Annotated in this window: 10 protein-coding genes; 1 reads left to right on the top strand and 9 read right to left on the bottom strand. The window is 67.3% G+C overall.

Translation table 11 applies throughout. The annotated features are described in order from the left end of the window. Window positions 1–19: 19 nt before the first annotated feature. The 7 genes from ACFXN1_RS28880 to ACFXN1_RS28910 all read right to left on the bottom strand — a co-directional run bounded on the left by ACFXN1_RS28880 (window position 20) and on the right by ACFXN1_RS28910 (window position 7,913). Window positions 20–1,129, bottom strand: coding sequence for a PDR/VanB family oxidoreductase (locus ACFXN1_RS28880; protein WP_379442995.1), 1,110 nt, complete (start codon window positions 1,127–1,129; stop codon window positions 20–22). After that, on the bottom strand, window positions 1,126–2,031 hold the full coding sequence (locus ACFXN1_RS28885; protein WP_379442993.1) for a metal-dependent hydrolase: 906 nt from the start codon (window positions 2,029–2,031) through the stop codon (window positions 1,126–1,128). Before ACFXN1_RS28885 ends, ACFXN1_RS28880 begins: the two co-directional genes overlap by 4 nt. A gap of 97 nt (window positions 2,032–2,128) precedes the next feature. Continuing rightward, window positions 2,129–4,084 (bottom strand): amino acid transporter, encoded by a 1,956-nt coding sequence (locus tag ACFXN1_RS28890; RefSeq protein ID WP_379442992.1) that lies wholly within the window; start codon window positions 4,082–4,084, stop codon window positions 2,129–2,131. Between the two features lie 124 nt (window positions 4,085–4,208). Beyond that, entirely contained in the window at window positions 4,209–5,000 is a 792-nt protein-coding gene (locus ACFXN1_RS28895) for an N-acetylmuramoyl-L-alanine amidase (protein ID WP_379442991.1), read from the bottom strand. A gap of 37 nt (window positions 5,001–5,037) precedes the next feature. Next, a complete protein-coding gene (locus ACFXN1_RS28900) occupies window positions 5,038–5,457 on the bottom strand; it encodes a MarR family transcriptional regulator (RefSeq protein ID WP_354838014.1) in 420 nt (139 codons plus the stop codon). Then, window positions 5,447–6,823, bottom strand: a complete 1,377-nt coding sequence (locus tag ACFXN1_RS28905; RefSeq protein WP_379404148.1) for an MFS transporter — start codon at window positions 6,821–6,823, stop codon at window positions 5,447–5,449. The genes ACFXN1_RS28900 and ACFXN1_RS28905 overlap by 11 nt, the downstream gene beginning before the upstream one ends. Window positions 6,824–6,914: 91 nt before the next feature. Next, window positions 6,915–7,913: a phosphotransferase family protein gene (locus tag ACFXN1_RS28910; RefSeq protein WP_379442990.1), complete on the bottom strand. Its 999-nt coding sequence runs from the start codon at window positions 7,911–7,913 to the stop codon at window positions 6,915–6,917. A gap of 291 nt (window positions 7,914–8,204) precedes the next feature. Between ACFXN1_RS28910 and ACFXN1_RS28915 the strand changes: the two genes are divergently transcribed. Next, a complete protein-coding gene (locus ACFXN1_RS28915; RefSeq protein ID WP_379442989.1) occupies window positions 8,205–8,753 on the top strand; it encodes a ferritin in 549 nt (182 codons plus the stop codon). 130 nt (window positions 8,754–8,883) lie between these two features. Here ACFXN1_RS28915 and ACFXN1_RS28920 read toward each other — a convergent pair whose 3' ends face one another. Beyond that, complete coding sequence (locus tag ACFXN1_RS28920; RefSeq protein ID WP_379463709.1) at window positions 8,884–9,903, bottom strand: ABC transporter ATP-binding protein; 1,020 nt, start codon at window positions 9,901–9,903, stop codon at window positions 8,884–8,886. Further along, window positions 9,900–11,459, bottom strand: a complete 1,560-nt coding sequence (locus ACFXN1_RS28925; protein WP_379463710.1) for an ABC transporter permease — start codon at window positions 11,457–11,459, stop codon at window positions 9,900–9,902. The genes ACFXN1_RS28920 and ACFXN1_RS28925 overlap by 4 nt, the downstream gene beginning before the upstream one ends. Between the last annotated feature and the right edge of the window lie 69 nt (window positions 11,460–11,528).

Consider the following 11,528-nt stretch of genomic DNA (forward strand, 5'->3'; position numbering starts at 1 on the left):
TCCTCGTTGAGAGACGGCGCTAGATGTCCAGCACCAAACGGTCCCCGCCGCAACGGGATACACAGATGAGCATGTCGCCGGCCGCGCGCTCGGCGTCGGTGAGCACGGTGTCGCGATGGTCGACCTCGCCGGAGCGCACCCGCACCACACAGGTGCGGCAGAAGCCCTGCCGGCACGAATACGACGAGTCCGGACGGGCCTTCAGCACTTCCTCGAGCACGGACTTGTCGGCGGGCACGTCGAGGACCTCACCGGTGCGGGCCAGCTCCACCTGAAAGGCCGTGCCGTTCACCACGGGCGGCGGCGAGAAACGCTCGGAATACAGTTCCACGCCGGGCATTTCGCGCACGGCGTCGGCGATGAGCTGGGTCATCACGACCGGCCCGCAGCAGTAGACGGAGGTGTCGGGACCGACACCCGGCAGCAGCTCCGCGGCCGTGGGAATGCCGTGCTCGTCATCGGTGCGCACGGTCACCCGCGAGCCGAACGACTCCACCTCCGACAGGAACGGAATGGCGTCGCGGGACCGCCCGGCGTACACCATGCTCCACTCCACGCCCAGCCGGTCGGCCATCCGGATCATCGGCAGGATCGGCGTGATGCCGATGCCGCCCGCCACGAAATGCACTCGCGCGGCGGAGGATCCGTACCCGGGCAGCACGAACGGGAAGGCATTGCGTGGCCCCCGCACGGTGACCGGGGTGCCGACCGCCAGCTCCTCGTGCACCTCGAGCGAGCCACCGTTGCCGTCCGGAATGCGCCGCACCGCAACGCGATACGCGTGCCGGTCGGCGGGGTCGCCGCACAGCGAGTACTGCCGCACCTTCCCCGAGGGCAATTCCAGATCCAGGTGCGCGCCCGGCCGCCACTCCGGCAGCTTGCGTCCGTCCGGCGCGGTCATCAGCAGGCTGATCACATCGGTGTCGTGCGCCTCCACCCGGCGCTCCACCACGACCAGCGGAATCCGCCAGTCGTCCACCCGCACGTCCGGCTCACGCCGGTTCACGAATATGGTCCAGCGCAAACGGCTCTCGGCGACGAAATCCAGCACCCGCGTGGTGCGATCGGCACGACCCTTACCGAACAGATCCTGCGGCGGCGCAACCGGGACGGGACGAACCGCGCTCACGAGGCCAGCGCCCGGGCGGCCGGGGACTGCGCCAGGTAGGCCACGGCCTGCGCGGTCGAGCCGACGGTCTCCGGGGTGTAGCCGGGCTTGAAGGTGGACAGCGCACTGATCAGCAGCGACGGAATCCCCGGAATCGACCCCCGCCGCATGCCCGCGAAGATCCGCCCGATCAACATCGGGTAGCGGTGGTTGGGCAGCGACGGATCGGCGTGCACCAGGAACTTGGTGCCGCGCAGGATGAGTGCGATGAAGATCGGGAACACCAGCAACATGAGCGCACCGCGGCGCACGTAGCCGATCTCGAAGTACTCGGCCACATCGTGGGCGACCATGCGGTGCTCGACCTCTTCGGCCCCGTGCCAGCGGAACAGGTCCAGCATCTGCGGATCGGTGTCGAACTGTTCGAGATCGGCGTTGATGATCCAGTCGCCGAGGAAGGCGAAGAAGTGCTCCAGCGCGGCGATGACGCCGAGACGCTCGACCAGTTGCTGCTGCCGCGCCGCCTCACTGGCCGCCGCCTTCGGGCCCAGCGTCTTGCGGAACAGGAATTCCGTCTGCCGCACATAGGGTTCGATTTCGATCCCGTGCGAGGACAGCACCTCCTCGAGCGCCCCGTTGTGGCTCTCGGCGTGCATGGACTCCTGCCCGATGAAGCCGATCATGGCCTCGCGCAGCTTCTCGTCCTTGACCAGTTCGAGGGCTTCGCCGAAGGTCACCAGGAACATGCGCTCGCCTTCGGGCAGCAGCATGCTCAGGGCATTGAGGACGTGAGAGGCGATCGGTTCCTGCTTCATCCAGACCGGTTCGGTCCGGGACCAATCGAACTGCACATTCCGGGCGTGCAGGGCTACCTCTCCGGGTTCGGTCACCGGTCGGCGGCCCAGCTTCGGAAGTAGCTTCATCGGTACTCCTGGTCTCATATCGCGTTTGCTGCGTGAGCGTAGCAATATTCTACCTATGTATGAAACCAGGAGTTACACCTAGATTTTTCGGCGCAGGTCAGCTATCGACGTGCACGTGCGGCCGCTGCGACCGCCGCGGGATCGCCCGGCGCAGGATCTCGCGGGTCACCGGCGCCACCTCGCCCTCACCGAAGAACATGAAGCGCACCAGGTTGACCAGCGGATTGCCCTCGGTCCATTCGAAGTACACGTGCGGGCACTCGCCGGTGCGGTCGCGGATCGCGATCAGGATGGACGCGATGCAGTTCGGCACGGCCGCGGCTTCGACGGTGAGGATGTGGTAGTCGTCCACGTCCACCTCGGTCACGTGCAGCGTGGTGCTGAACTCCGACGGGTCCTTCACGATGACCTCGAGGAAAAGGATGGGCTCCGACTCCGGGATGTGGCTCTCGCGCCGCTGATCGGCCTCCTTCTCCGCGTACTCCTCGGGCGAGCGGCCATCGGTGATGTCGTGGGTGACGATGCGGATCTCGCCGCGCTCGGCCAGCTGGTCGATCATCTGGCAGGCCTTCTCGTCGAAGATCACCTCGACGGCCCGCAGCTCGAAAGCCCGGCGGATGCGCGAGGCGAAGGACACCACCATGATCGCCACCACGAACAGGATGGCCAGATGCAGACCGGCCGGCTTCTCGATGATGTTGTCGATGGTGGTGTAGACGAAGATGAGCGACACCACGCCGAAGCCCAGCACGCGCGAGTACTGCTGCTTGTGCCAGGCAGAAATGGTCACCGCCACGGCCGCGGAGGTGATCAGCACCAACACACCGGTCGCGTACGCCGCGCCCTGCGCGTCGACACTGGCGTCGAAATACCAGGTGATACCGAAGGAGACCAGCGCGAAAACCAGGACCAGCGGCCGAATCTGGCGCGCCCATTCGGGAGCCATACCGAAGCGCGGCAGGTAACGCGGCACCAGGTTGAGCAGGCCCGCCATGGCCGACGCACCCGCGAACCACAGGATGGCGATGGTGCTGATGTCGTAGACCGTGCCGAACGCATTGCCGAGGTACTCGTGTGCCAGGTAGGCCAGCGCGCGGCCGTTGGCCTGCCCGCCCTCCTCGAACTCCTTCTCCGGAATCAGGATGGTGGTGATGAAGCTGGTGACGATGAGGAACCCGCTCATGATGAGCGCGGCGGTGGTCAGCAGCTTGCGGGTGCCGTTGATCCGGGTGCGCGGGTATTCCTTGGAGTCGGCCGGATCGCCCTTGATCTGCGGCATGACCGCGACACCGGTCTCGAAGCCGGACAGACCCAGCGCCAGCTTGGGGAAAACCAGGAGCGCCACGCCGATCATGGCGAAGATATTGCCGTGCTTGGCGGTGAGCAGATGCGACCAGTCGGTCACCAGGTGCGGCGACTGCAGCACCTTGACGATGCCGACCGCGGCGACCACCAGATTCAGCGCCAGATACGCGCCGACGAGACCGACCGCAATGCCGATGGCCTCACTGAAGCCCTTGAGGAACACCGCCGCCAGCAGTGCCAGCAGGACCAGGGTGATGGTCATGTTCTGGTCCTGCAGGAACCCGGGCACGGACGGGTTCTCGACGATGTGGGCCGCACCGTCGGCGGCCGACAGCGTCATGGTGATGGTGAAGTCGGTGGCCGCGAAGCCCAGCAGCACCAGGATGAAGATCTTGCCCCACCAGTTCGGCAGGAAGTTGGCGAACATGGCGATCGAACCGCCGCCGTTGTGGCTCTCCTTGGCCACCCGGCGATACACCGGGAGCGCGCCGAGCAGCGTGAGCGCGACCAGCACGATGGTCGCCAGCGGGGACAGCACGCCGGCGGCCAGGGCCGCGATGCCGGGCTGGTAACCGAGCGTCGAGAAGTAGTCGACACCCGTCAGGCACATGACCTTCCACCAGGAATGCTGATGCTCCTTGGGAGCCTTCTTGGCCATCGGCCCTTGAATCTGCGAGTGATGCTCACCCGCGTCCTCCAGTAGCCAGTTCGCAAAGCGCGAGCGCGGCTGTGCCTCGGTCGTGGTCAAGGAGTCCTCCCCGGAACTCAACGGTCCGGTTTCCCGAAATCGGTCGGTAAATGACGTGACGAATGTACTCACGGCAAATCGGGCGCAGACAGTGCCCGCGCCTCGAGCCGTTCAGTCCTGTGTGCTAGCTCAGATAGGCCGCGATGGCGGTGGCGATGGCCTGCGCGAATCGCGTGCGGCCATCCGGTGATTCGATGACCGCGGCGTCGCCGGGATCTCGCATGTTCCCGCACTCGACGAGGGCGGTCGGGCGCTCGGAGAAATTCAGCCCGGCCAGATCGGCCCGCGGGTCCAGCCCGTCCGAGCCGACGTAGGTGGAGGTGGTGAAGCCCGCGCCGACCATGGTGTCGCGCAGCGTGGTGGCCAGCTGCACCGACGGCCCGGACTGGGCGTCGTTCAGCGCGGGCGAGGAGTAGGCGACGTGGAAGCCGTGGGCGCCCGCGGGCGCGCCGTCGGCATGGATGGAGACCACGGCCGCCGCGCCGACCCGATTGCCGAGGGTGCCGCGGTCGTTCACGCACGGGCCGACGCCGGTGTCGCTGTCGCGGCTCATGATCACCTGGTAGCCGCGGGCGCTGAGCAGGTCGCGGACGCGCTGGGCCACATCCCAATTGAATTCGTGCTCGGTGTAGCCGTCATCACCGCTGGTGCCGGTGGTGTTGCAGGGCTTCATGCCGCCGCGGCCGTCGGGCACCTGGGCATTGATCTCGTCGGTGTGGGCCGCGCCGCCGCCGTTGTGGCCGGGATCGAGGACCACGGTCTGGCCGGCGATCGGAAACAGCGGGCGGACAGGAGCTTCCGGTGCCGGGCGCGCGAGCGACCCCGAAACCGGTGCGGCGGCGAGGCTCTGACCGGTGCCCGCGATCAGCAGGGCGCCACAGAGGGCCGCGAGGGACTTCCAGGTTCGGTGTCGCACGGGACAAACGATAACGGTTGAATCACGAACGGGTAAGTCAGTGTTCGAGTTTGCGCAGAAGTCCGTGGAGTGTGCGCAGGTCGGCTGGGGTCAGGGCGGCCAATTCGGCGGGCGCCGGGTCCGGCGTGGCGAGGGCCTCGGCCACCACCTCCTGGCCCGCGCGGGTGAGCGAGATGAGCTTGCAGCGCCGATTGGTCGGGTCGATCTCGCGAATCACCAGGCCGCGCTCCTCGAGATCATTGACCACGACCGTGGTGGCGGGGGCGTCCATGGTGGCCGCCCGCGCCAGCTCCTTGGCGGTGAGCGGGCCGGGCAGCAGCCGGCGCAGGATGCGAATCCGGCTGAACGGCATGCCGGTTCGCTCCACCACCGCGCGCTTCCAGGTGTCGCGGGTGTCCATCACCAGGTGGGTGAGCTGCCGCCAGACCTCGTCGGTCGTGGGCGTGTCATCCGGCATGAGCGGGGACCTTCTGTTCGAGCAGGGGGGCGACGCGATCTCGCGAACGGTACGCCCAGTCGGTATTGGCGGCCACGCCCAGCGCGGTGACCGCGGCGGCGAAACCGGCGATGGTCCACCACAATCCCGCGCCCGTGAGCGCACCACACAGTGCCACACCGAGACTCACACCGACCTGGCGGCTGGTGGAAGCGACCGCGGCCGCCGCGCCCGCGCGATCGAGCGGCATGCCGCTCACCGCGGTGGTGGTGATGGGCGCGTTCACCATGCCGAAGCCGATGCCGAACAGCGCGAAGGTGATGACCAGCTGCCAGATCGGGGTGTCCGGGTGCAGCAGGGTGAGGCCGATCGCGGCCACCGCCATCAGGATGCCGGAGGCCAGCAGCGACGGGCGGGTGCCGTAGCGGCCCACCAGCCGCCCCGACAGCGGCGAGAAGAACAGCATGCCCAGTGCCATCGGCAGGTACAGCAGACCGGTGTGCACGGCCGAGAAGTGCCGCGTCCCTTGCAGATACAGCGACATGTCGAACAGGAACGCGCCCAGCGCGGCGAACGAGCAGACCGCGATGACGGTGGCCGAGGAGAACGGGAAGCTGCGGAAGAAGCGCAGATCGATGAACGGCGACGGGTGGCGCGCCTCGTGCCAGACGAATCCGGCCAGCGCCAGGGCGGACACCACGAAGACCGCGGGTTCGCGCTCGATCAGGCCGTACACGAGGGTGAACAGGACCACGATCGCCAGCGCCTGCCCGATCGGATCCATGCCGCGCGGCCTGGCCGACTTCGATTCCGGCACATAGACGGTGGTGAGCGCCAGCGCGACCGCCACGATGGGCAGGTTGATCCAGAACACCGACTGCCAGCCCAGGCTGTCGATGAGCACGCCGCCGACCATGGGCCCCAGCGCGGTCGAGATGCCGACCACGGCGCCCCACACGCCGACCGCCCGGGCCCGCTCGATCCGGCCGGTGAAGGTGGTCGTAATGATCGACATGGCAACGGGATTCAGCATGGAACCACCGACGGCCTGCACGAACCGCGCGCCGATCAGGACCTCGATGGTGGGCGCGAGGCTGCACAGCAGCGAGCCGACCGCGAAGGTGAGCAGCCCGATGCGGAACACCCGCTTGCGCCCGAAGCGGTCGGCGGCCGCGCCGGAGAGCATGAGCAGGCTGGCGAGGGTGAGCGTGTAGACGTCGACGATCCACTGCAGCCGCGACAGCGGCGCGCCCAGGTCGTCGCGGATGGCGGGGATGGCGACATTCACGATGGTCGCGTCCATGGACGAGATCAGCAAGCTCAAACAGCAGGTGATCAGGATGATCGTCTTCCGGCGCGAGCTCAGCTCGCCGACAGTTGTAAGCACACAACGATTGTGAAGACACAACTGTTCCGAGCACAAGTGGTCGCGCCGATGGCACAGATCACATGCGGCGACATGGGCTGCCCGGTGGCGGTCAGTGGCCGGTCGGGAATAGCCATCGCAAGGAGTCGAGGCTTTTGTCGAGGTATTCGGTATGTCCGGTTCGGAGTGCGTAGGCGAGGTCTTCGAAGACACTGCACCGGGCGTAGAACTGGGCACGGGCATGGGTGCCTTCGTCGGCGCGGGTTCGGGTTCGGTAGGTGTGCATTGCGATGGTCAAGGCGGTGGGGCCCAGGTCGCGGTAGAGGAGCCCGAAGTCGTAGGCGGGGTCGATCATCGCGGCGTCGCTCCAGTCGAGGATGCCAGTTACTCGGGCGGCGCGGGGATCGAACAGGATGTGCTCGATTCCCAGATCGTTGTGCGAGAAGACGATGTCGGCGCAGTCGGCTGGGGGCGGGGTCGAGAAGAAGGTCTCGGCCGCGCGGCGATGGATCGATGGTAGGGCCGTGGCGACGGCAGCGTAATTGTCCGCGGCCTCGGTCAGCCACAATTGCATTGGCTGAACATCGATCTCGACGAGGTCACCGATCTGGCCTTGTGTGGTGGTGTGCAAGGCGGACAGTACCTCGCCCATTACGGCGGCGACGGAATCGGTGTGAGTGGCCCCGATTCCGCTGGGTAGATCGATCATGGGCCGACCGGCGAGTTTGCGGTAGGCCAGACACCCCCGCTCGGGAGCGACGAAGATCGGATCGGGGACCGGCACCGGCGATATCGAGGCCACCACAGCCAGTAGCCGTGCTTCGCCGCTGACCAGCTCGGCCCGCCGATCCGGATCGCACTCTTTGCTGAATCGGATGATCAACTCGCCGTTGATCTCATAAGAAACGTTGTCCAGTCCTTGACCGAGACATACCGCTGAAACAACCCGAAAACCCGGAAGATGATGCCCAAGGAGGTCGGCCATCGCCTCCGCATCAGGGACTCGAGCGTCCATCACATCACCTCTTCGATCGACTTCACGACAGACCGGCGGCCACGAAATGCCCGTTGCCGTCAGCGAACCCGGCATCGAGGCGAGCGCAGCCTGCACGCACCCTACGGCGCGCCGGCCAGGTCAGCCGGCTCGATACCGCGTCGGTCATGGTTTCGTCATCGACGCTGACTCGGACCGGATTCCGGCTACGTGGCAATCGGAACGAGGCGAGCAATGCATGCACTGCATTCGGCTCACTAGCGTTGACTATTGCCAGGGCCGCTGAGCCCGGAGACAGGGACCGTGTGGTGAGCCGAAACGGTTTTGGGAATCCCTGGGTGCGCGCCGCAGTGTAATCATGCCGCACTTACACACCTCTCAGGTGTGACGGGTATTACAGTCATCGGCATGTCCATCCGAACCCAAACCAAGAGCAGCAAATTCCACGCGCTCCTGCAGGAGCAGATCCGTAACGAATTCAATGCCGAACATCAGTACCGCGCGGTCGCGGTGTGGTTCGACAATGCGGATCTGCCGGTGCTTGCGAAGTATTTCTACAAGCACGCCGTGGAGGAGCGCAATCACGCGATGATGCTCGTGCAGTATCTGATCGATCAGGACGTGAGCGTCGAGTTCGCGAACATCGATGCCGCGACATCGCATTTCGCGAACGCGAAGGAGCCGATCGCGCTGGCGCTGGCCCAGGAGCAATCGGTCACCGAGCAGATCGTCCAGCTCGCCAAGACTGCCCGCGAAGAGGGCGACTACCAGGGTGAGCAGTTCATGCAGTGGTTCCTCAAGGAGCAGGTCGAAGAGGTCGCGAGGATGAAGACGCTGGCCACGGTTGCGGAGCGGGCCAGCGCGAACATGTTCGACCTGGAGAATTTCGTGCAGCGGGAAATGAGCGGTCCGAAGGACGCTTCGGGTGCTCCGCATGCTGCGGGCGGCTCGTTGTAATTCTGTCGCCGCACGCTCGGTTGGATGTTCGGCTCGGCAGGCCCGGTCCCTCGCATGGGACCGGGCCTGCCGAGTACCAACGACGATGCGCTCGGCGGACTCGGTGTGGAGATCAGCGACCTCCTCGGGCTCAGGTGCGCAGCGGATGTGCCGCACCCGCAACGGTGACGTGAACGGTGGTGTCCGGCGGTGGCGGAGTCGAGTCGGCGGGGGTGTAGACGATGAGCGGGTCCGGCAGGGTGGTGCGGGGCTCGGGGGCGAGCTCGATGCGGTGGTCATGGCCGCGGAAGTGGGTGCGTACGACTCGGCAGGGTATCGAGCCGGGTGCGGGCTCGGGGTGCAGGCGCAGCTGGTGTGGGCGCACCAGGATGAGGCTGCCGTCCGGGCCGCCCTGGGGTAATCCGAAAACCGTTGTGCCGGTGGCGTCTACCGGGATGAGGTTGGCTTCGCCGAGCGTGCGGGCGACGTCGCTGTCGGCGGGACGGTGGAACAGTTCGTGTGGTTCGCCTGTCTGGGTGATGCGGCCGTCGCGCATGACGGCGATGAGGTCGGCGAAGGCGAGGGCTTCGTCGACGTCGTGGGTGACCAGGATGGCGGTGGCGTGGGCGCGGTGCAGCAGGTCGGCGACTTCGGCGCGGATGTCGGTTCGCAGCGCGGCGTCGAGAGCGGAGAAGGGTTCGTCGAGTAGCAGCAGGTCGGGGCGGGGTGCGAGAGCGCGGGCGAGTGCGACCCGTTGTTGCTGGCCGCCGGAGAGCTGATGGGGGTGGCGGTCGCCGAGGCCGGTGAGCCCCACCAGGTCCAGCATGTCGGCGACTCGGCCGCGCCGTTGTGCGCGCGGCAGCCCGAACCCGATATTGGCGGCGGCGCTCAGGTGCGGGAACAGCGCGCCGTGCTGTGGCACGTAGCCGATGCGCCGCTGCTCGGCGGGGACGTGGGTGCGTCCGTCGTCGAGGACGCGTCCGCCGACTGTGACGGTTCCGCTTGTCGCGCGGTGGAATCCGGCGATGGTGCGCAGCAGGGTGGATTTGCCGCACCCGGACGGGCCGAGCACGCAGGCCAGTGCGCCGTCGTCGACGGCGAGGTCGACCCCGTGCAGAACCTCGTGCCTGCCGTGCGCGGCAGTCAGGTTGGTGATCTTCACACCGGTCATCGGGGACCCTCCTGTACCGGTCGTAGGGTTCGTGCCGCCACCATCATCACGGCCGGGATCGACAGGGCGGTCATCACCACCGCGTACGGTGCGGCCGCGCCCCACGCCAATCCGGTGGTGTAGACCCAGAATTGGGTGGCGAGGGTCTGGGTTCCGGTGGGCCGCAACAGGAGTGTGGCGGTCAATTCGGTGGAAGCGGTGAGCGCCACCATGGCGAACGCGGCCCCGAGACCGGGGACGATCAGCGGCAGCGTGACTCGTCCCAGTACACCCCACCAGCGAGTGCCCAGGGAGCGAGCGACTTCCTCCACACCGGGCGGCACCTGGGCCAGCGAGGCCCGCACCGCGGTGAGCGCGAGCGGGAAGAACAGCACCACATACCCTGCGACGAGCATCGGCGGCTGCTGATACAGCGGCTGGGCGTAGCGGATGCCGAAGTAGACCACCGCGAGCGCGACAGCGATGCCGGGCAGGGCGCGGGTCAGGTAGGCCACCCGTTCGATGCAACGGGCGAGCCGGTTGTCGCGTCTCCAGGCGTACAGCGCCACTGGGATCGCCGCCAGCGTCGCGGTCGTGGCGGCCGCGAGCGCGTATCCGACGGTGGTGATCGTCTGCGCCCAGATCGACGCCGAGGGCAGCGTGCTGGAGTTGCCCTGCACCAGCCAATATCCGAGCGCGTACATCGGAACTCCCAGCGTCACAGCGACGATCGCGGTGAGCGCTGCCAGGGCGGGTATACGGGCGTGACCCAGCGTGACCGGTGCGCAGCGGCGGCCGCTCGCATTGTCCGCGACGATGCGGCCGCGGCTGCCGACGCGGGATTCGGCGGTCACCACCAGCAACGCGAGCGCGATGAGGACCAGGCTGAGCATGCTCGCGGACGCGGTGTCGAAGGCGGTGGCGTACTGGGTGTAGATGGCGGTGGCGAAGGTGGTGAACCGGACCATCGCGAACGCGCCGTACTCGCCGAGCAGATACAGCGCCACCAGCAGCGCGCCACCGGCGAGCGCCGGCCGGGCCAGCGGCACGGTCACCCGCCACAGCGTGGCGAGCCGCCCATGGCCGAGGCTGCGCGCGATCTCCTCGGCGGTGCCGTCCCCACGCCGCAGCACGGCGATCACCGGTAGGAAAACCAAAGGGTAGAGCGCGGATTCGACCAGCACTGCACCCCAGAAACCGTGCACCGACGGGAACAGCGACACCCAGCAGTAGCCGTGCACGAACTCCGGCACCGCCAGCGGCATCGTCAAAATGACTGTCCACCAGCGTTTTCCGGGCAGGTCGGTGCGTGAGACCAGCCACGCCGCACTGAACCCGACCACGGTGGTGATGGCGGTGACGGTGACGGTGAGCGCGAGGGTGTGCCACAGCAGGGTGGCCATGAGCGGCCGGCCCAGCAGCCGGTGCGCGGCGGGCCATCCGGAGTGATACGCCTGCAGGACCACGAACAGCAGCGGGCAGGTGACGATCAGGCTGATCAGCCCGGCGAGCAAGCCGAGTCCGGGCAGCGGGCGGCCCGCCCACCCCCCGAATCGGGATGGGGGGGGACCCCCCACTCCCTCCCCGCTCCCCACAAACAACCCACGCCCTTCCCCCGCCCCACACCCCCCCTCCCCTCCCCCACT

The organism is Nocardia sp. NPDC059154 (assembly GCF_042755705.1).
Classification (GTDB): Bacteria; Actinomycetota; Actinomycetes; order Mycobacteriales; family Mycobacteriaceae; genus Nocardia.